Genomic DNA, 23,516 nt, shown 5'->3' on the forward strand with positions numbered 1-23,516 from the left:
ATGCCCTCAAGTTTCGAAGCGTCCGCCAACGACGTCCTCGACGCGACCAAGGTGTTGCGCAATCTCACGACGCACATCGACGAAGTGGTGCAGAGGTACAACGACGGCGTGAACCAGACCAGGACCTGGTACGGGACGGATGACGACGACTTCGCCAAGAAGGCGGGCCCGCCCTACGAGAACACGGTCAAGAACGTCACCAAGGGCATGCTGGCCTTCACGGAGGCCCTCTCGGCGCTGGCGAACGGCACCGTGAAGAACGCCAACGAGTACGTCAACCACCAGGACGACGTCCTCTCCTCGATCAAGAAGGGCAACGACGGCCGGTCGGGATCCCGCGGATGAGCCCCGCGATAGACCCCGGACTCGGGGGCTGGCCCGACTGGGCCAGAAAGCTCGTCATGATCCTCACGGGCGACCTGCCCCCGAGCGCGCTGCCGCAGAAGGCCCTCGAAGCGGGCCAGGTCCACGAGCGGCTCGCCCAGGACCTCGACACGATTGTGGAGATGGCCCGCAATGCCAGCCTGAAGATCGGCGACGGCATGCCGGAGGAGGCCCGCCGGCAGTTCCAGCAGACCGTCGACAGTCTGACCACCGGCCGGGGCAAGTCGCGCCTGGACGAGTTCAAGGCACAGCTGCACGGTGTGCGGGCGGACCTGCAGGACAAGTCCCAGCAGATCTACGAGATGTACTGGCAGGTCATGGCCGCCCTGCTGCAGATGCTGGCGTTGCTGGCCTGGGTGGCGTTCCTGGCCGTGTTCGGCTTCGGCGGTCTGGGCGGTCTCTCGGAGGCCATCTTCAACCGTGCCCGCGTGGCCGTGCTGGCGAGCATCGCCACGCTCCTCCAGCGCGTCAAGGTGCTGCCGGGCGTCTTCGAGGCGTTGGAGGAGGCCCTGCTCTCGTTCGCCGTCCAGCTCGGCAACAAGCTCTTCGGCAACAAGCTCTTCAGGCGGAACGACCTCGACTGGGGGTCGATCGGCAAGGACGGCCTCTTCGGGTTCTTCGCGGGCGGCATCGGCGAGATCCTCGGCGGCGCCTTCCACAAGGGCAAGGACCTCCTGTCCAAGCTGGGCAAGAACGCGAACGACTTCGGAGGCGTGAAGAACCCGCCGGACTTCGGCCAACGTGTGCTCAAGGAAGCCGGCGACAACGTCAACGACTTCGTGTCCGAGGGCTTCGGCGAGAGCCTCGGCGCGGCGGCGATGGGCCTGTTCTTCGAAGGCTTCGGGTTCACCTGGGCGACGTTCCTGGGGGCCGGCAGCAGCGGCGTCGTCGAGCGCAACCTGGAGCATGGCGCGGCGGGCGGGGCGAGCTGGCTCAGGAACAAGTTCCTGAAGCCGCCGCCGACCCCGGACGGGGTGAACTCCAGCTCCCACAACTGGCCGACCCGAAGCGCGAACCCGGACTCGACCCCGAACTCGAACTCGGACTCCGGGTCGTCCCGGAACAACGATCGCAGCAACGGCACGAACGGCCGCACGGGCCCTCGTACGGACTTCAACCCGAGCGGGCCGACCCGGCGTCCGCCCCTCACGACCTCGAACGGCGACGCCAACGGAACCGGCGGGGGAGACCCCACCCGCAACGGCGGCGGAAACCCGAACGGCAGCGGGAACCCGAACGGCACCGGTAACCGGAACGGCAGCGGATCCGGCCGCCCGCCGGTCGTGGCCACCAGCACCCAGGACCTCCCCGACATCTCCACCTACCAGCCCGGCAGTGACACCCCTCCGTCCACACCCTCGACGCCCACCCCGGACGTCGTCCGGAGCGGCGCGGGCCAGGACACCTGGCAGCTCCCGAACCGGCCCCAGGGGTTCGTCGCGGACCCGGCGGGCACCCCCGGCACGCTCCCGCCGAACGGCAAGGACGGCCCTCCCCGCACCGTGACGGGTCCGGGCAGCACCGGAGTACTGCCTGGTACGGGACCTGTGAGCGGTGACGCCACCCCCGACGGGCAGCGCCCCGGACCGCAGTCCGTGCGGATGCCGGTCCCCACCGTCGAGGTGAACCCGGTCCAGGCACCCGGCACAGACCCCGCTCCCGGTACCACTCCGGTGAACCCGTCGGACCCGGCAACGGGGACCGGGCCGCGCTCCATGCCGGAGCCGAGCGTCTTCGAGACCGGCGACCTGACCTTCCCGTTGGAAGACCTGAACGACACCGGCACCATCGACACCGGCACCATCGACACGCGCACCAGCGACACCGGCACCGGCACCACCGACACCGGCACCCCCTGGTCCGGACCGGCCTCTCCTGACCAGGAGGTGCGCGGCCAGAACGAACTGACGATGGATCAGCAGGAAACCCTGATCGTGCAGGGAGTCATCCCGCGCGCTTCCGGCATGGGCGAGGACAGTCTGGTCCTCGCGCTCGGCGCCACCGCCCCCGACCTCGTCACGGGAACGCCGGCGGAGATCCGCGCCCACCTGTCGCAGGCCCTCGTCGCGGAGCTGGAGGCGGACCCCGGCGCCGGCACGCGCCCGCTGTGGACCGCCGTCGACGCGCAGGCGCAGGCCTCCGTCGCCAGCGACCGCACGGCGGACCGGCTGCGCATCGGGGACCCGCTGCCGCGGTCGGAGATCTACGCCCAGGAGCTCCGGGCCGTCAACAGGGCCTGGGGCGACGACGAACGGCGCTCGCTGGCGTACGCGATGAGCACGTACACGTCGGCGTCCGACGCCACGGACGACGTCCTGCCCCTGGTGGCCGGACAGGTCTACGGGCTCACCGTCAACGTCGTGCAGCCGAACGGCACCACGACGCTCGTCGGCTCGCCGGACGGACGCTCCGTGACCGTCGCCCGACTGCCGAGGCCCCGCCGCGCCCGAAAGTCCAGCAGGGACCGTGACCGGTGGCTGGCGGCGGCCAGGCCCGAGGAATCACCGGAGAAGCACAGGCTGTCGGACGAGGCCTTCCAGCACCACTGGGAGCAACTCCCCACGGACACCGTCGGATTCGTACGCGCGGCCACCGCGGCGCGGTCGCTGCTCGCCGATCACGGGCGCGCCGCCGGCCCGCTCACTTCCACCCCGTTCTCCGAACTCGACGCCGACGACCGCGCCGCCCGCCGCCTCGCGGTCATCCTCCACGGCGACAGCGACCTCTACAAGGACCCGGCCCGTCGCGACGAGGCCCTGGCCTGGGCCCTGCACCTGCTCGGCGACCCCGCTCCGGCCCGTCCGGTCACGGAGTCCTCCGTGGAACCCGAAGCAGTGCCCGCCGCCGTGTCCACGACAGAGACGGACCCGGACACCTTCGTCAACGACCGGGACGACGACAGTGACGGCACTCGGGTGCCGGAGCGCTCCTTCCAGATTCGCTGGGACAAAATCAAAGCGGACACGGCCGAGTTGGCGCGGGCCGCCGCGGCGGCGCGGTCGCTGCTTGTTGAGCACGGCCGGGTCACCGACCCGCTCACTGCCACTCCGTTCTCCGAGCTCGACAACGACGCCCGCGCTGCCCGCCGCCTCACGGAGCTTCTCTACAGCGACGCCGGGCTCCGCACCGACCCCGCCCGCCGTGCCGAGGCCCGCGCCTGGGCGGTGCAATTGCTCGAAGACCCGCTGTTCCCGCACACGGCGACGCACCCCGCACCGGCCCGTCCGGTGATGGAGCCGGGCACCGTTCCCGACGACGACTCCGACACCTCCTCCTTCATCTCCTCCGTCTCCTCCGTCTCCTCGGACGAGGGCTGGGATCGGCTCCCGGACGACGAGAGCTCGGACCTCGCCTACGCGGACTCCGACGCCGTGGACCTCGCGGAATCCCTTCCGCTCCTGCCTCAGCCGGACGCCGCCGAGCAGGTCGCTCAGAACGAGACCGCTACGCCGCCCCCGCCGGCGTACGAGGAGGCCGGCGCATCGCCCGCGCAGCAGCAGCCGGAGCCGCCCTCCTACACGGCGGACCGTGCCGGCTCAGTGGAGCAGCAGTCGGAGCTGCCCTCCTACAGGGCGGACCCGGCCGGCTCACCGGCCCTGGTCTCGTTCGTCTCCAAACACCTGCGGGCGAACCGGCAGCGCACGGCCCGGCTCCTCGCGTACCAATGGTTCGACGTCAAGGCCGTGGACCGGCTGCGGCGGGAGTTGGGGTTGCGCAAGGCCGACGACCTCCTCGAACTCGCGGATACCATCGGGCGGGTCCCGGAGGACCTGCCGAGGATCGCCGTCGAGATGGGACTGACGCCGGTCCGCCTCTACAAGATGGCCCGCGACCTCGGTGCGGATCCCCGCCACATCTCCGTCGTTCTCGGGCCGACCCTGCGCGAGGGCGGAGACCGGGCGGCGCGTGATCTGGCGCGTTCGGCGGACTGGACGCTGGGGGCCCGCGACAGGCACCCCGAGGCAGGGGCCCACCCGCAGGGCAAGGGCTGGCTCCTGGCGGTCGCCGCCCACTACCGGGTGAGCTGGGAGGGACTGACGTACCCCGGGCAGGGCCTGGCCCACTATCTGGCCAGACGGGCCTCGCAAGCTCCTGTCCTGACTCGGCCCGACCACATCAACATCGCCGAGCTGGTGGAGGAGTGGGGCTGGGATCTGGGGTTCGGACCGCGGGGCGGGAGCCCCGGTACCGCCGCGTGGGAGCTCGACACCAAGACCCCGCCCCCCGGGGAGGAACCGGCTCCGTCGGTGCGGGAGCAGGCGGAGCAGGCAGCCGAGGCCTCCCGGCAGGCCGGGACTGTGGTGGACGGCCTGCTCACGGACAAGGGCGCCACGGTCACCCCGCAGCAGCGCGCCACGCTCACCGAGACCGCAGCAGCGCACCTCTTCCTCGATCCCGCAGACACCGAGGGAGCCCGGACGGCCGCCGCGCGACTCCTCGACGAGGCGAACGACGCCGCCGAGACCGCCGCACGCCGCGCCGACCTGCCGTTCGACCCGGCGGCGTTCGACCGGCTCTGGGAGAGCGCCCGGCAGGAGGCCGTCGGGGAGAACCTGGAGTCGGCGCTGGCCGACGCGCGCGGCCTGGTGGGCCCACTGCGCAGGCTCCCCGTGTCGTTCGACCGCGACACCGCCCCGTACCTCCGCCTCAAGCCCGAGGACCAGGTTGTACGCCGCGTCGCGCACCACCTCTACACCTGGCCCGGTGACAGCGAGGGCGCCCGCGCCCTCGCGCAGCGCCTGGTGGGGGACCTCCCGCCGGAGCGGCCGGGCCTGTTCGCCGGAGCCAAGTCCTCCGCCAAGAAGAAGGCGAAGAAGAGGGCCACCGCGGCCGAGTCGGGGAGCCAGGAACCCGGAACCTCCACCGGGCCCGGCACGGCCACTGCGGCCACCCCGGCCGCCGCCGGCTCCGCAGCCGCCCCGAACTCCGAGGCAGGGGGGCTGTTCAACGGCATTCGACTGTCCCCCGAGAATGCGCACGAACTCGTCCGCGACGCCTACGACCAATGGCGCGCGTGGAACCCCGGCAACGATCGCTCCACCCCTGAGTCGCGCGCGGAGTTCGTCGCCGAAGCGGTGCCGTCGTTGCTCGGCTACGCCGATGAATTGTCCCGGAGCCATCCCGAGTTCGTCCTCGACGGGGGCGTCGTCGCGTTCCTGCTCTCCCACCAGCTGCATCCCGACAGCCCCGACAACCTGGGCCCGGCCACGTTGACCGGGCTCGCCCGGGAGCGGGGGGTCATGGACGCCGCCGGCCGCTCTGCGGACCTCGCGAAGGCCGTCGACGATCATCCCTGGCTCATCGCGCTGCTCGCTGCCCATCCGGATCTGCTGGACACGCTCGGAAACCCGGATCTGCAAGGCGAGGTCGGGCCATTGCTGCGCGACGGCGCCGCCGTGGAACGGATCCTGGGCGACGGGTACATGCTGCGCGAGCTGGAGACTGACCGGAATCTGCGCCACATCGTCCTGCGCAACCACCGGGTGGTCATGGGGCTGGACGGCAACCTCGAGCTGGTGAGGCTCGTCATGGGGCACGACCAGCTGTCCCTGACGAACCACCTCGTGGCCGACGTACCGCACTTCGCGGCCCTGCTCATCGACCTCGATGCCCAAGGTACGGACGGAAAGGCCGAGTTGTTGCGGGTGCTCGGCGCCATCAAGGACAGCCTGGACCTCCAGTACGAGATGTTCGACCATCTGGAGGCCTTCGCCGACTCGAACGAGATCCACCGGCTCCTCACCGACAGGCCCCTGCTGTCCGCGATGCGAACCCACCCGGCGCAGATCAAGACCGTGCTGGGCGTCCCCGGCATGCTGGCAGCGGCGCACCTCGACCCCGGAACGCTGTCCGTCCTCGACAGCGACCCCTTCCTCTCGGACGTACTCCTGGACGTGCCGAAGCTGGGCAAGGAGCTGGCCGCCGACCCCGGGCTGCTGCGGGCCGCCTACGCCAACCCCCAACTGGCCGCGACGCTCTCGGATCAGCCGAGCGCCCTCGCCCAGGCCCTGACCACGAAAGACCACGGAACCCTGGAGCGGGCGCTCGCCTCGGCCGCCCCGAAGCCCACCGAAGAGGAGTCCACGTCCCGGCCGGACGTCGATCAAGGGACCGAGCCCGCTTTCCATCGGGTCCTGCGCACCGCGCTCACCGGGCACCAGAACCTCGTCGGGAGCTTGATCGCAGAACCGGAACTGACGAGGATCCTGACGCAGAGCCCTGATCTGCTCTCCGCACCCCACGAGTACCGGCGCCTGCTGCACCCGGCACACGGTGTGGACGCCCGCTCCCTGCTCCTGAACCACGAGGACGCACTGCTCGTCCCCGGCATGCTCCGGGCGATGCTCCGCCACCCGTCGGTCCAGGGAATCAGCCCCGCGCTGACCGACGAACTCCTCGTGCTCGCGGAGAGGTTGCGTGGCCGCCCCGAGCTGGCGGAGACGTACCACCGGAGCGGGGCATGGATGCTCCGGGCCATGGTGAGCGCCAACTCCTACGCCGTCGCGACCGCGACGGAGGGGTTCGTGGCGGCTGCCGGCCGTGACGGCCTGCTGCTCTCGGTGTTCAACGAGAACCAGGACCTCATGCGCTTGCTGCACGAGGTGCCGGACGCCCTGGCCGCGCTGACGGCGGGCGAAACGGCGCTCCTGGAACTGGCGGCGCGATTCCCGCTCGTCGTGAACGCGCTGCTGGGCACCCCGGCCGCCACCGGGGCGGGCGGGCGGCACGGTCGCGTACTGAAGGCGCTCGCGGCCGCCGCCGCGCAGACGCCCGAGACGGCACACACCCCGGGCGCCACCACCACGCGCACGGCGGGACACTGGTCGCGCTTCCTGCTCGGCGACGAACTGCTCGATGCCCTCGCCACGGAGCAGGCCGCGCCGCTACTGCCGCTCCTCGCCACCGACGCGGAGATCTTCAACGCCGTGGTGGAGCGGCCGGCCGTCACCCAGATCATCCGGCAGCACCCCCAGCGCCTCACCGAACTCGTCGACGACCGCGTCGCCCTGCTGAGCGAGGTCAAGGCCGCCGGTGTACGGACCATGACCGAGACCGGCCTCGATATCTCGGTGCACGACGCCGCCCGGTTGCGCACCCTGGCCCTGTCCCACGAGGCCGCCCGGAACGTGCTGCGCGGCGCCCAGGACGAGACCGGCCTGCGCGTGCTCGACTCCCTGCACGACGCGTACCAGGAGATCCCCGGACTGCGGGATGCCGTCGCAACCGACGAAGGCCTCCTCCACCTGCTGTACGCGAACAAGGAACTGCTCCCCACCCTCCGCCACCGGCCGGACCTCCTCCCCGTCCTCACCGACCCCTCGAAGCACGCCCAGCGCGCGCTCCACCTCAACACGGCGCTGACCGCGGCGCTGCGCACCAACGGCCCGCTCCATCACGCCTTCGTCCAGGACTCCTTCCTGGTCGAGGAACTGGCACGGGACTGGGACTCGGGGAATCAGATCGCCCGCAACCGGAATCTCTTCCGGTTCGTGCGGATTCCGCACCTGCAGGGGGCCTTCGGCTACAAGTCCCCGGCCGAGCGCTTCATCGAGGTCAGCGAGGCCATGACCGACGCGCTGCTGCGTGACGGCCTCCGGCTCCTCCCGTCGCTGCGGGACAACGACCCCTTCTTCGAGGAACTGTTCGACCTCTACGGGGACGGTGCCCCGGAGCGGGTCCACCGCGTCGACGCGGTCGTGCGCGCCGTGACGTCCGATGCCGACAGCCCGCTCCTGGCAGCCGTCGCAGGCACCCCGGGCCTTGCCCGGATCCTCTACGACGCGCCGATCCTGGCGTCCGCGCTCACGGCGCACCCCAACGCCTTCCTCCATGCCGACGAGGTGCGCGGCCTCCTGTCCGACGCCGACCTGGTGGCCGGCCTGGAGCAGGCGCACACCGTGACCGAGCAGATCCTGGCCTCCCGTGACCTGCTGACCGCGGTTGCCGACGAGCCGCGGCTGCCCGAGGCCATGCTCAAGGTCCCCGGATTCGCCGACCTGCTCGCCCACCACCCCGACCTGCACCCCCTCGGCGCCATGGGCCTGGCGACCGACGTCCTCGCCGACCCGAACCTGGTGCCCGCCTTGCACGGCCTCCAAGGCCTGGCCGAGGCCCTGATCGCCGTACCGGCCCTCTCCGGCCAGTTGCGCAAGCCCGGGGTCCTCTCCCTGGTCCGTGCCCACCGCGTCCTGGTACGCGACGCTCATCGGCAGACCCGGCTGTGGCGGGCCCTGGACCACCTGCCGGCGCTCGTCACGGCGGTGAACGCCGATCCCGCGCTCCTGGCCAAGGCGGCCCGCCGGGCGAACCTGCTCGACAGCATGGCCGAAGCCTCCCCGGAGCTGACTGGCGAGGATCTGCGCCACCTCTTCGCCGACGAGGCGTTCACCACCCTGCTGAACACCCAGCCCGCGCTCGCCAAGGCCGTCCTCGGCGACCCCGAACTGCTGCGGTACGGCCTCGGGCAGCCGCACTTCGAGGCCGCCGTCCTCGCCCTCGGCACCGGCAAGAAGGGAAAGCTCGGCAAGACCGCGAGGGCCGGCTCCGGCGCGCTCCGGCGCGCCGTGGACGAGTACGGTGCGAAGCTCCCCGCTTCCGCGACCACATCGGAACCCGGACCGGACGCCGATCCCGTACCGGCACCCGCCCCGGCACATGTGGCCGCCCTCGAACCGGCACCCACCCCCGTGCCGTCGCCCACGCAGGCGCGGCCCGGGACGGGCGAGACACCGGCGCAGGCCGCACAGCTGGCGGCCCTCGCCGAGGCCGTCCCGCCCGTCGCCGCACTCCTGGCCCAGGACCAGGCCCTGACCGACTGGCTCGTGGACCGTCCCGCGATCCTGACCCGACTGCCCGGCCAGCCGGAACTGGCCGCCCTGCTGCTCCTGCGGCCCGACCTCGTCGAGCTGCTGGAGGAGCAGCCCGAGGACGCGCCCACTCTCACCTTCGCCCACTACGCCGCGAGGGAACCCCTCACCGGGGACCTGGACCAGGACGTGGACGGGTACCTCGGCTCCATCGACGTGGCCCTGGCGGACGACAACCGCGCGCTCGTACGCGACGCCGTCCGGCCGGCCTGGCGCCGGGGCGACGACGAGCGCCGTGCTGCGGTGGAGGAGCGGGTCGAGCGGGTGCGCGCGCGCTTCACCGCACTGGACCCGGTCACCCCGGCGACCTGGGAGTACACCGGCCGCGTGCGGTACGCGAACCGGATGCACGAGGGCCTGCTCAGCGGACACGAGGGGCTCCTGTCCAGGCTGGCCTCGGGAGCAAAGAATCCGGAAGAGGGCTCCGCGTACCTCAACGGCGCCCTGCACGCCCACCTCGGCTCGGGCTGGGGCGGCATCTCCTACACGTACGTCGCGAATCCCGAGGACGGCACGGTGGACCTGCTGGTCTACGCGCGGGCCACGCGCCGGGCCCGTTCGGGAAACGGCTACGTGTGGGAGAACAGCGGCGCCCGGCCCAAGGACGGCCCGCTCCCGATCGAATACGCCGAGGAGGCCCCCGAGCTGATCCGCTCCCGCGAGCTGGTCGAGCGGCTGCGGACCCGGGCCGGCATCGACACGCTGGTCGACGCCTTCCGCGCCAGGCAGGGCAGGGCGGGACTCCGGACCTCGCCGGCTCCGCACTCGGAAAGGGTCAGCCGAGGCCCCTGGACGCCCGAGCCCGGCCCGTCCGCCGTGCGTCGCGACGCCGCCTGGGCCGCGCGCCGGGACGACGCCCCGGTGGTGCACCTCAGCACGGAGCGGTTCGACCCGTCGCGCACCATGGCCGAGGGGCACACCACTCTGATCCGGTCGCAGATCCGGCGGATCCAGGTGACCCCGGAGGCGTGGGTCCGCGACGTGACGCTGGAACTCCCCGTCATCGGCCTGCGCACCGCCGACCGGGAGGTCTTCGAGCAGCGGCTCCAGGGCATCCTGGACCAGGCGCTGAACGACCGCGGGCACAGGTTCAAGGACTCCGGCGACCGGCTGTACGTACGCGTCGAGCTGAAGCGGGGCGCCACGCACGAAGAGGCGATCACCGTCACCTCGACCCCGAAGGGGGAGCTCCTGCCGGACGCGGACCAACTGCACCTCGACCTCGGGGAGACCGACGAGATCCTGCTCCACGAACTGCTGCACTACCTCGGTGAGTCCGACCGCTACGCCTCCGAGAACGCGGTGTTCCGCTCCTCCGCCGACTCGACGGCGGTGAAGGAGCACGGGGTCATGGCGGACCCCGAGGGCGGGCTCGTCGTCACGGAGGACTCGCTCGCCGCCATCGAGGCCGCGCACGCCACCGGGCCGGTCCTCCGGGACCACCCACTGCCGTCGCCCGCGGGGACACCGACCCCCGGCCCGGACGAGACCCACAGCGTCCTGTTCGCCGAAGGCGTCCGTGTCGGCGGCCCGCAGACCGATGCGCTGCGCCCACTGGCGCGGCGGCTCGCGACGTACGCGCACGAGCACCGCGCGATGCCCGGGGCTGTGCCGGACATCCGGATCGTGGGGTACGGCGACGGGCAGTCGCTCGCCCTCTCCTCGGCCGCCGCCCGGCAGAAGGGGCATCGGCGCGCCGAGGCCGCGGGTACGGTGCTGCTCCGCTTGGTGTCGGAGGAGCTGGACACGCTGGGCGCGGAGCAGGGGCTCGCGGACCGGTTCAGGTTCACCACGACCGGGTCGGCCACCTCGCACCGGGCGAGCGCCCTGCTCGAGCCGGAGCTGCGTACGAGCGGCCGCAGCGCGGTCATCACGGTCGACTACCCGGCGACGCCGGAATCCGTCACCGCCGAGCCGCAGCCGCAGCCGCAGCAGGAGCCGGAGTCCCGGGGAGAGGCGCAGTCCCCGGGCGAGCCGGAGTCCGGCGCGGTCCCGGAGCCCGGCAGCGTGGCCGATACCCCGGTTGTCCAGGAGGACCCGGAGCACACCCTCGAGGCGGCCGACCCGAGCCCGCAGGGTCTGTTCCGGGCCCTGGAAACCCGGGACGCCCTGGAGCCGGGGATGCGCGACGCCGACGGACGGCCCGACCTGGCGGCGCTGAGCCGTTGGGTCGCCGCCGCCATGACCGAGGCCGACCTGCCGCCCGGGCTCGTCGACCTCAGTGGCCCGGCCATCGCCCTGAGCCAGCTCGACGGCGCCGGGATCACCCTGACCCCGAAGCAGCGCACCCAGGCGGTCCTCACCGGCAAGCTCGGCCCGGCCTCGCTGGAGGGGATCCAGCGGACCCGCTACGCCGTGGCCACGGCATCCGAGTGGCCGGAGCCGGTGTCCCGGGCCGCGTTCAACACAGTCTCCCGCATCCAGGGCATCCCCCTGGCGGACCTCAATCGCGGCTCGTCCCTGCCGGAGCCCGCGCCAGAACCCGAGCCCACACCCGCGCCCGAACCCGGCCCCACGCCCCGGCCCACCCTGCTCCCCGCCGGGACCGTCCCCGCCGACGCCGACACCGATTCGCTCGGGGCGGTGGCCAGGCCGCCCTCTGAGAAGTCCCTCGGCAAGCGCCGGTCCACGGACGAGGCCGGTAGCGAAGGGTCCGGCGTTGACGTAGAGCGGGATGCAGCCGGCGAGGAGGCGGAGTTCGAGGGAGCGGAGGAGCTGAGCCCGCTGGCTGTGGCGGCTCTGGCCCGGCTGCGCCGTGAGTCTCCCGCTTCCTGGCAGGAGCAGTTGGGTAAGGCTTCCAGGCTCCTTGCCCTGTCCCTGGCGGTGACGGCGGAGGGACGGGTCGCGCAGCGTGAGGCGACGGTGCTGACCGCCGCGGCCCTGTACGACACTCCGCGTGAGACGGCGGCCCTCCTCGATCACCATGGCTCCCGGCAGCCGGACAAGGGTGAGCCGCCCGCTCGGGGAACCGTTCTCCTCACGGCCCTGCACGAGGTGCTTCACGACCTGCCGGTGGGCGAGAGCCCCCGCAAGGGCGGCTCGCTGCAGGGCACCGGCTCGGCGGAGGACGGCGTCGACACCCCGGGCGCCTCAGGCTCCGGCTCCCAGCCCCTTCCCGTAGCCGTCCCGGTTCAGGTCTCCGAGATGTCTACGGTGGACTGGATACGTGACCGGGATGCCCTGGATGAGGGGCTCCTCTTCGCCCCGCCCGAGGCCCTCACTGCCCCGAGTCTCAGGCAGTCCGCCGGGGCGGGTACGTTCGATCTGCCTGACGGGCGTCTTCACGGGGAGATCCGTGAGGCGATTGTGCAGGCGGTCCCCGAGGGCGTGCGTGAGGGTGTGCGGCGGGCGCTCGATGACCGGTTCTCGGTGGAGAGTTTCATCAGTGAGTTGCCGCAGGCGATCGGTGACCGTCTCGTTCTCGGTCTGCATGTGGACGGCAGGTACTTTGAGGCGGCTGTGCGGGTGCGGGTGGGTGACTGGCGTCAGATCACCGATCCGCACGGGCGCCGTCTTTCCGGAACCGAAGGGCTCCTCCCGCCTTCGGTGTCTGCGAAGCGGGAGCCGCGTACCCGTCAGCTCCTGGAGTCGGGTGAGTCGGTGGGTAGCAGCCGGGCCCGGGCCCACGGCATTGCGCTGCCTGCCGCGATGTTGCTCAATCACACGCTCGATGCGATTCCGCATCTGAGTTCGGTGGCGGCGGTGTTCAGTTCGGTGCTTGCCGGGTACAGCGCGGCCTCGACGAGCACCGTCTCCTCGGGAGCGACCACTGCCCGCTATACCAAGGGCACCTACCGGGCTGTCGATTTCCTGTATGACGTGCTGTACGACGTCACCGTCCAGGGCGCCAGCGGATCGATGGTGCCGAGGCAGAACCAGGCCGTTCTGGAAGGGGCGTTGGTGGGGCGGCACGACCGGCGGTTGTTGCGGAGCCGGCCCAGGCCGTCGCAAGGGGTCACCCACGCGACGTCCGGGTGGTGGCAGGCGCCTGTGCCGGCCACGCCGTCCAGCGGGGATGCGGGCACTGCTCTGCTCCGCAACGCTCTGGAGAATTTGGGGCAGCACCGGGCGCGCACCGCCCGGGACACCACGGCCTACCAGGAGTGGTGGCCGGTGGAGCAGGGCGGTCCCGACCTGGCAGCCACGCAGGTGGCCCCGAACCAGCGGGACATCCCGCTGCGGGTGCCTCGTACCTCGGTCGTCGAGTCCTTCGATCACACCGAGGAGTTGCGCCGGGCTGTGTTCTCCGTGCTGCCTGAGTCGATGTCACGGGTCGGGACGCCGGAGAAGACCGCGGTTGACACCTTCACCGCCGTCCATTCGATCGCCGGTGCCCTCCACCGGGCCATGGCCGGCGGCTATCTGTCCGTCCCCTTCAACACCGGCGGCGGAGCGACCGAGTTCATCGAGCTGAGCACCGCTTTCCACGATGCGGAGCTGGTCACCGAGGAGGATGGCACGCCCCGGGTCGACTGGATGATCCATATCGATACTGAGGATGTGAACGTCGACAACGTCGCTCACCGGCACAGCGGCAGCGATGCCCTGTCGATCTCAGCGGCGGCGCTGTTCGGCACGGGCACTGGGCAGTTCGGATCCACCGTCTCCGTTCCGGCGCTGGGGGGCAGCCGTTCGGTGGGGGTGTCGGATCCCGGGCAGCAGGCGGGTTCGGTGACCCTGCACAAGATCAAGCTGGAAGAGCCCAGCGTGGTGCTCGCCGGGCGCACCCGCACCACGGTCCGAGGCCGCGGCCAGGCGGAGACCGTGGAGGGCACGGCCCGGCTGCGTATCCTCTTGCAGGATGCCATGCGGCTGGGGCTGATTGACCCACGACACGCTCCCCGTGCCGTCGTGGACGGGCCGCACGCGGGGAACGTCGAACTGCACGCCCGCACCTCTCCTGGTCGGCGGTTGCGTTTCGCTCCGGTGCTGGACGGCTGGCTGCCGCAGCTGAGCCGGGTCGATTCCGTGGACCAGGATGATGCCCGGCGTCTGATGGAGCGGGTGGTGCGGGAGGTGCGTGCGGTGGCGCCGGACATGCTGCCGCCGGACGAGGACGGGGTGAAGGCCCATGAGTACACCAACCTCATGACGATCGCCAATCTCGTGCGTCCCGAGCCGCTGGCGGCGCGGCTGCATGACATCGTCAACGGTGGGATTTCTGTCGTGCTGAGCAGGCCCGGGCTGACGGGTCCGCAGGAAGTGGTCCTGACTCTGTCGGGCACGCTCGACCCGGGCCGTTTCACTCACCGGGGGATGTGGGACGGCAACAGCGAGACGTATTACGGCGGTTTCTACGAGCTTCAGGGTGACCGGTCCACCGCGTCCTCTTTGGAGGGCGGTTTCGATGTGCCGCTGAACTACAGCTCGACTCCTGACCAGTTCACGTTCCGTGGTGCGGGCGGCCGTATCGGGCCACGGGTGGGGACCGGCTGGGTGGCGACCACGGGCGGCGGTTTCTCCGTGGGTGGCGCGTCGGGTGGCGGGTCGCGGTTCATGGCCGGTTTCGAGGGCACGGTCGGCGTGCACGTTACGGTGACCCCGTCCGGGCGGCGGCCCGCGCCCGCGCCGGCTCAGCTGCCCGTGGCTGTCACGGACGGCGGCAACGTCATCGAGTTGACGCCCGTCCGGCACGTGACTAGCACGGCGGCGCAGGAGACGGCGCTCACCGCCGTGGAGGAGGGCCGGGCGGGACGGGACATCGCCGCGCCGGTCATGCTGAACCTGCGTTTGATGGTTGCCGACGATCTTCTGGAGGAGTTGGGGCCGGACGGGGAGTGGCACGACTCGGTCGGTATGCGTTCGCATCTCGACCCTGACACGCGGATGGCCAGCCGGGAACTCGACCCGGACCAGCAGGAGCTGGTCTATGTGCCGGGTGAGAACGAACGGCCGCCGTTGCACACGCTGTTCATGGCGGACACCAGTCGGATGCACACCGCGGTGGACGGACTCCTCGGTGAGCTGGGCGTGGATCTGGAGCCTTCGGAGCGGGTTGGTCTGCATACGGCGCTGAATGCCATGGGCTCGCGGGTGGAGGACTTCATCGGCGGCAGCCGCCCGTTCTGGACCCGCACGGTGGGCCGGGACACCTTCGGTATGCCGGTCCGGCTCGAGCTCCAACTCCGGGCGGTCGTGAGGGAGATGACGACCAGGGGAGTCAGCCAGACGTCGTATCAGTACGACCACACGCTGACGACGGCGTCGGTGAGTGACAGCGCCACCCGTGACCTGATCAGCGTGAGCGGATCCATCGGTGTGAACGCCTCCTTCACCTCCGACCCCCGCCCGCAGGATTACGGTGGCACCGCCGAGGAGCGGAACGCGGCCACCGACAACTCGCACACTCCGACGGCCGGTTACCGCTACGGGACGGGGGCGCCGCGCACTCTGACGGTGAGTGCCGAGGGGCAGAGTGACCGGGTCGATATCGTCCTCGGTGCTCAGGAGCACATCTATGCCCGGATGGAGTACCGGCTCGTCGCCACGCTGTCGTCCCGGAGCCCGGTGCCGCTGGGAGCTGATCCGGCCACCGCGCGCAATTATGGTCAGCGCACGGCCCGCCGTACGATCGAGGACGCCCACGCTCTGCTTGTGATGCCGGCCGGGCTCGCGGAGCGGATGCGCGCGCAGGGCCACGGCCGCGTGTCGGCCGAGACGGCCGAGCCGGGGCCCTCGCGGCTGTCCCCGGGGCTCCCGGCGCTGTCGGTCACGGGCGCAGACAACCGATTCCCCACCACCCATCCGGCCGATGGTCTGGGTCACGCGGTGCTGCACGACATCCCCGACCTGACGCCTGTGGTCGAGCGGACCCGGGGAACGCTTTTCCGGCAGCTGGATGCTGATCACGCTGAGCTTGTGCTGACGCGTCTGCGTGCCGCTCTGGCCACCCGGCAGGGCACCAAGGCCGCCATGGAGCCCATGGCGTCCGGTGTCTTCCGGATCGTGGTGCCCTACCGGGGTGCTGTCTCCACGGCGCTCGCCGTGGTCACGGCCCGGGTCGACCTGTCCAACCCCATCCACACGGGCGACACGGACTCCCTCCATGTCATCGAGGGTAAGAACGTGCGCCGCGACGACGTGTCGTACTCGGCGTCCTCTTCCTGGTCGCATTCCGGCAACGCCGGCTGGAACTACGGGCACGCGCTGCACGACCCGACCCAGCCTGTGGTGGACGGGGGCGGTGGTGTCGGTTTTGGCGCCGCCTATGGGCAGGGACGCTCCCTGGGTTCCTCGCTCGGCCAGACGCGAAGCTCCGGTCTGCTTCACGTGGAAAGGCCCGCCCTGGTGGCCTACGACGTGCGGGTCACCCTCTCTCTCGACCATTATTGGGGGGCGACCGCCTCGACCGGTGTGATCGGCCCGGTGGTCTCCCTGGTCGGTAAGCACACCCGGCATCAACTCGCCGCTGAGGACCTGCCCAGGGCGCTGACGCTGGCGCATTCGCAGCAGTTGATGCAGCCCGAACCTCCCACGGGCCCCGGCCGGCCGGCGCCGCAGACGACCCTCGCGCACAGGGCCGGGCCGCGCACCGGTCTGCGGCCCGGACCCGAGGACCTGACCGAATCGTTCATCGGCACCATCGGCGGACTGCGCGAACTCCTGGCCCAGGCCGAGAACCTGCTGGAGCACAACGTGTCCCCGGCGCTGGGCAGCAACAGCTGGCACGGCGCCCGCGCCCACCTCGAAAGCCGTCTGGCCGCCGTGTTCAGCATGGCCTTTATGCACCAGCGAGCCGTCCACCTGCTGGGCGGCAGCACGCTCCGTGTCCCTCTCACCGTCCCCGGCATGTTCACCAACGACCGGCTCACTCTTGTCCTGTCCCTCGACCACGACGACCTGAGCCGTATGTCGACGCATGGCGAGGGAGCGGGGACCCTCACCGGAACCATCGTCAAGGACTTCCGGCGCTCGCACCGCTCGGTCGGCGGTGCCGTCGACGCCGCTCTGCGTCTGACGGGCTCGGCATCGCTGCGTTCCGGCATGGCCACGGAGGGCCCGGACGTCCTGCGGCCCGGTATCACCGCGGAAGTCGGACGGAGCCGGGGGACCGGACAAAGTGGCGGCGGCCTTTCCAGCATGCTGGAGAGCGGGGACAAGTCGATGGGCACCCTGGGCGAGGAACTGGCCGACCCGGACCAACGGAAGTACACACACCTGTCCGTGGGGCGGGCCCGCTGGAACATCGGCCTGGAACGGTCGGACGGAACCGGGGCCGGCATCCAGGTCACCGTGGAGCAGGACGCCCTCACCTTCTTCGCACCCGAGGAACGGGCCCAGCAGCTCCTCGCACTCCACCCGACGGCCATCACCGAGCCCCGCGTGGGCGCGCAGCCCCCGTCACGCGGCCTGCGTGGCCTGATGCCGGGAGCCTGGCAGACCGGCCCGGACAACGACACCGAATCCGACACAGGGCAGCAGCCGGGGACGACCTCCACACAGCGCCCCGAACCCACCGGCGAGCCGACCCAGCTGAACCTGCCCACCACCGAGGCCCTGACCGACCTACGCACAGACATCCACGAACAAGTGGGTCCCCAGGTCGGAACCCGGCACCTGATCCAGGACACGGACGGCGCCACCCAGACCCAGACCGTCGACGGCCTGTTGTCGGCCGTGACCGACGGGGCCGGGCGGGACGGCCTGTCCGGGCAGTTCTCGGAGAGGTCTCTCGGTAAGCGTCGGGCCACGGGCGAGGCTGGTATCGAAAATTCCGGCGTTGACGAAGGGCCGGACGCGGTCGATGAGGATGGGGAGTTCGGGGCAGCGGAGGAGCTGAGCCCGCTGGCTGTGGCGGCCCTGGCCCGGGTGCGCCGCGAGTCTCCCGCTTCCTGGCAGGAGCAGTTGGGCGAGGCTTCCAGGCTCCTCGCGCTGCCCCTGGCGGTGACGGCGGATGAACAGGTCGCGCAGCGTGAGGCGGCGGTGCTGACCGCCGCGGCCCTGCATGACACTCCGAGTGAGACGGTGGCCCTCGTCGACCATCACGGCTCCCGGGACCCTGACAAGGGTGAGCCGCCCGCCCGGGGAACCGTCCTCCTGACGGCCTTGCATGAGGCGCTCCATGATCTGCCTGTGGGCCAGAGCCCTCGCAAGGGCGGCTCGCGTCCGGCCACCGGCCCGGATGAGGACGGCGTCGACACCCCGGGCGCTTCAGGCTCCGGCCTCCGCTCCCCGGAGCAGTCGGCTCCCGCGGACGTGGCGCTCCCGCCGAGTCCCGCGGTCGGTGCGCTCATGAGCGGCGAATCCGATGACCTGGCGACCGGGCTGGGCCCGGTGCCCCGGCCGGAGCGGACCCCGGTGCACCAGGATCCGGCCCCTGCGTCCCCTTCCGAGCCTCTCCCCGCGTCGCTCCCGGCCTCGCTCTCCGAGTCCTTCCCCGTGACGGTCCCCGTTCCCGTCCCCGACATGACCCCGACGGACTGGGTACGGGCCCAGGATGCCCGGGATGAGGGGCTCCTCTTCGCCCCGCCCGAGGCCCTCACCGCCCCGAGTCTCAGGCAGTCCGCCGGAGCCGGCACCTTCGACCTGCCCGACCGGCGCCTCCACACGGCCATCCGCGACGCGATCGTGGAAGCGGTCCCCGAGGCCACGCGCGACGGCGTGCGGCGGGCGCTGGACGACCGCTTCTCGGTGGAGAGCTTCATCAGCGAGCTTCCCCAGGCGATCGGTGACCGCCTCGTCCTCGGCCTGTACGTGGACGGCAGGCACATCGAGTCCACCGTGCGCGTCCGGGTGGGTGACTGGCGGCAGATCACCGACCCGCACGGCCGCCGCCTCCCCGGAACCGAAGGGCTCCTCCCGCTCTCGGTGTCCACGAAGCGGGAACCGCGCACCCGCCAGCTCCTGGAGTCGGGCGAGTCGGTCGGCAGCAGCCGGACCCGGGCCCACGGCGTCGCGCTGCCCGCCGCCATGCTGCTCAACCACACGCTCGACTCGATCCCGCACCTCAGCTCGGCGGCGGCGGTGTTCAGTTCGGTGCTCGCCGGGTACAACGCGGCCTCGACGAGCACCGTCTCCTCCGGAGCGACCACCGCCCGCTACACCAAGGGCACCTACCGGGCCGTCGACTTCCTGTATGACGTGCTGTACGACGTCACCGTGCAGGGTGCCGGCGGGCCCACGGCACCGAGGCAACGCCAGGCCGTCCTGGAAGGGGCACTGGTGGGGCGGCACGACCGGCAGCTGTTGCGGAGCCGCCCCAAGCCTGCGGCGGAGGTCACCCACGCGACCTCCGAGTGGTGGCACGCACCCGACCCGGCAACCCACGAGGCGGATCCGCAGGAAGCTCCCGCGCTCTACGCCCCGGCCGCCCCGGACCGCCGGGACATCGGCACCGGCCTGCTCAGGAGCGCCCTGGCGACCCTGGGGGAGCACCGGGAGGACCGGGAGCACACCGCTCCGGACGCCATGGCCTATCAGGAGTGGTGGCCGCTCGGACGGCCGGAGGAGGAAGCAGACGACACCGACCCGGCCGTCACGGAGGGGGCCCCGAACCAGCGGGACATCCCGCTGCGGGTGCCTCGTACTTCGGTCGTCGAGTCCTTCGATCACACCGAGGAGTTGCGCCGGGCTGTGTTCTCCGTGTTGCCGGAGTCGATGTCGCGGGTGGGGACGCCGGAGAAGACCGCGGTCGACGCGTTCACGGCTGTCCATTCGATCGCGGGCGCGCTTCACCGGGCCATGGCGGGTGGTTATCTGTCCGTCCCGTTTAGCACCGGTGGCGGACCGACCGAGTCCGTCGAGCTGAGCACCGACTTCCACGACGTGGAGCTGGTCACCGAGGAGGACGGCACGACCCAGGTCGACTGGATGATCCATATCGACACCGAGGATGTGAACGTCGACAACGTCGCCCACCGCCACAGCGGGAGCGATGCCCTGTCGATCTCAGCGGCGGCGCTGTTCGGCACGGGCACTGGGCAGTTCGGGTCCACCGTCTCCGTTCCGGCGCTGGGGGGCAGCCGTTCGGTGGGGGTGTCGGATCCCGGGCAGCAGGCGGGTTCGGTGACCCTGCACAAGATCAAGCTGGAAGAGCCGACCGTGGTGCTCGCCGGGCGCACCCGCACCACGGTCCGAGGCCGCGGCCGGGCGGCGACCGTGGAGGGTACGGCCAGGGTGCGCATCCTCCTGCAGGACGCGATACGGCTGGGGCTGGTGGACGGACGATCCGCTCCCCGGGCCATCGTGGACGGACCGCACGCCGGTAACGCCGATCTGCACGCCCGTACCTCTCCCGGCCGGCGGCTGCGTTTCGCCCCGGTGCTGGGCAGATGGCTGCCCCAGCTCAGCCGGGTCGACTACGTGGATCACGATGATGCCCGGCGCCTGATGGACCGGGTGGTGCGTGCGGTGCGTGCGGCGGCGCCGGAAATGCTGCCGCCGGACTTGGACGGGGGGAACCCGCCGGCCGACCCGGTGCGTGGCATGAAGGCCCATGAGCACACCAATCTCATGACGATCGCCAATCTTGTGCGTCCGGAACCGCTGGCGGCGCGGTTGCATGACATCCTCAATGGTGGGATCTCCGTGGTGTTGAGCAGGCCCGGAGTGACCGGTCCGCAGGAGGTGGTCCTGGCTCTGTCCGGCAGCCTCGACCCGGATACCTTCGCCCATCGGGGGATGTGGGACGGTAACAGCGAGACGTATTACGGCGGTTTCTACGAGCTTCAGGGTGACCGGTCCACCGCTTCCTCCTTGGAGGGCGGTTTCGATGTGCCGCTGAACTACAGCTCGACTCCTGACCAGTTCACGTTCCGTGGTGCGGGCGGCCGTATCGGGCCACGGGTGGGGACCGGCTGGGTGGCGACCACGGGCGGCGGTTTCTCCGTGGGTGGCGCGTCGGGTGGCGGGTCGCGGTTCATGGCCGGTTTTGAGGGTGCGGTCGACGTCCATGTCACGGTGACCCGGTCCCGTCCGCCCGTGCCCGCGATGCCCCAGCCGCCCGTGGCTGTCACGGACGGCGGCAACGTCATCGAGTTGACGACGACCCGGTCCACGACCGGCGCGCCGGCGCGGGGGACGGATCTGGGCGCTGTGGAGGAGGGCCGGGCGGGGCAGGACACCGCCGCGCCGGTCGCGCTGAAGCTGCGTCTGATGGTCGCCGATGACCTTCTGGAGGAGTTGGGGCCGGACGGGGAGTGGCACGACTCGGTCGGTATGCGTTCGCATCTCGACCCTGACACGCGGATGGCCAGCCGGGAACTCGACCCGGACCGGCAGGAGCTGGTCTATGTGCCGGGTGAGAACGAACGGCCGCCGTTGCACACCCTGTTCATGGCGGACACAAGCCGGATGCACACCGCCGTCGAGGGACTCCTCACCGAACTGGGCGTGGATCTGGAGCCTTCGGAGCGGGTTGGTCTGCATACGGCGCTGAATGCCATGGGTTCGCGTGTCGAGGACTTCATCGGCGGCAGCCGCCCGTTCTGGACCCGCACGGTGGGCCGGGACTCTTTCGGTATGCCGGTCCGGCTCGAGCTCCAACTCCGGGCGGTCGTGAGGGAGATGACGACCAGGGGAGTCAGCCAGACGTCGTATCAGTACGACCACACGCTGACGACGGCGTCGGTGAGTGACAGCGCCACCCGTGACCTGATCAGCGTGAGCGGATCCATCGGTGTGAACGCCTCCTTCACCTCCGACCCCCGCCCGCAGGATTACGGTGGCACCGCCGAGGAGCGGAACGCGGCCACCGACAACTCGCACACTCCGACGGCCGGTTACCGCTACGGGACGGGGGCGCCGCGCACTCTGACGGTGAGTGCCGAGGGGCAGAGTGACCGGGTCGATATCGTCCTCGGTGCTCAGGAGCACATCTATGCCCGGATGGAGTACCGGCTCGTCGCCACGCTGTCGTCCCGGAGCCCGGTGCCGCTGGGAGCTGATCCGGCCACCGCGCGCAATTATGGTCAGCGCACGGCCCGCCGTACGATCGAGGACGCCCACGCTCTGCTTGTGATGCCGGCCGGGCTCGCGGAGCGGATGCGCGCGCAGGGCCACGGCCGCGTGTCGGCCGAGACGGCCGAGCCGGGGCCCTCGCGACTCTCCCCGGTGCCCTCGGTCACGAGTGTCGGCCCGTTCCCCACCACTCACCCGGCCGATGGTCTGGGTCACGCGGTGTTGCATGACATTCCTGATCTCAGGCCGGTGGTCGAGGGGGCCCGGGACACGTTGTTCCGGCAGTTGGATGCTGATCACGCTGAGCTTGTGCTGACGCGTTTGCGTGCTGCTCTGGGCACCCGGCAGGGCACCAAGGCCGCTATGGAGCCGATGGCTTCGGGTGTGTTCCGGATCGTGGTGCCGTACCGGGGTGCTGTGTCCACGGCGCTCGCCGTGGTCACGGCCCGGGTCGACCTGTCCCGCCCCGTCCACACGGGGGATGCGGACACCTTCCATGTCATCGAGGGCAAGAATGTCCGCCGGGAGGACGTGTCGTACTCGGCGTCCTCTTCCTGGTCGCATTCCGGCAACGCCGGCTGGAACTACGGGCACACGCTGCACGACCCGGCCCAGCCTGTGGTGGACGGGGGTGGTGGTGGCGGTTTCGGTGCCGCCTATGGGCAGGGACGTTCCCTGGGTTCCTCGCTCGGTCAGACGCGCAGTTCCGGCATGCTGCACGTGGACACTCCCGCTCTGGTGGCCTACGACGTGCGGGTCACGATCTCCCTCGACCACTACTGGGGGGCGACCGCCTCGACCGGTGTGGTCGGCCCGGTGCTCTCCCTGGTCGGCAAGCACACCCGGCACCAACTCGTCGACACCACCCTGCCGGGGGCGCTGACCTTGGCGCATTCGCAGCAGCTGATGCAGCCCGAACCTCCCGCGGGCACCGGCCGGCCGGCGCCGCGGACGACTCCCGCGCACAGGGCTGGGCCGCGTACCGGTCTGCGGCCCGACCCCGAGGACCTGACCGAATCGTTCATCGGCACCATCGGCGGACTGCGCGAACTTTTGACCCAGGCCGAGAACCTGCTGGAGCACAACGTGTCCCCGGCGCTGGGCAGCAACACCTGGCACGGTGCCCGCGCCCATCTCGGCAGCCGTCTGGCCGTCGTGTTCAGCATGGCCTTTATGCACCAGCGGGCCGTTCACCTGCTGGGCGGCGGCACGCTGCGTGTCCCGCTGACCGTCCCGGGCATGTTCACCAACCGGGGGCTCACTCTTGTCCTGTCCCTCGACCACGACGACTTGAGTGTTACGTCGATGCACGGCACGGGCGACGGGACCATCACCGGGACCATCGTCAAGGACTTCCGGCGCTCGCAC

2 protein-coding genes (1 of these 2 cut by a window edge) are annotated in these 23,516 nt (G+C 71.1%); both read left to right on the top strand.

Annotation, left to right across the window (positions count from 1 at the left end; all coding sequences use genetic code 11):
- The gene (locus OG972_RS36665; protein WP_266988851.1) at positions 1-345 is read left to right on the top strand and encodes a hypothetical protein; all 345 of its coding nucleotides are present in this window, start codon (positions 1-3) and stop codon (positions 343-345) included.
- A protein-coding gene (locus tag OG972_RS36670) for a hypothetical protein (protein ID WP_266988853.1) crosses the window boundary here: on the top strand, positions 342-23,516 show its 5' portion. 8,127 nt of this gene lie beyond the right edge of the window; only the first 23,175 of its 31,302 coding nucleotides appear in the window; its start codon is at positions 342-344; its stop codon lies beyond the right edge, outside the window. The genes OG972_RS36665 and OG972_RS36670 overlap by 4 nt, the downstream gene beginning before the upstream one ends.

Origin of the sequence: Streptomyces sp. NBC_01669 (assembly GCF_026339735.1) — a bacterium.
GTDB lineage: Bacteria > Actinomycetota > Actinomycetes > Streptomycetales > Streptomycetaceae > Streptomyces > Streptomyces yanii.

Excerpts from the sequence above, each read along its gene's own strand:
- OG972_RS36665 (WP_266988851.1), top strand. The coding sequence starts at position 1 with ATGCCCTCAAGTTTCGAAGCGTCCGCCAACGACGTCCTCGACGCGACC.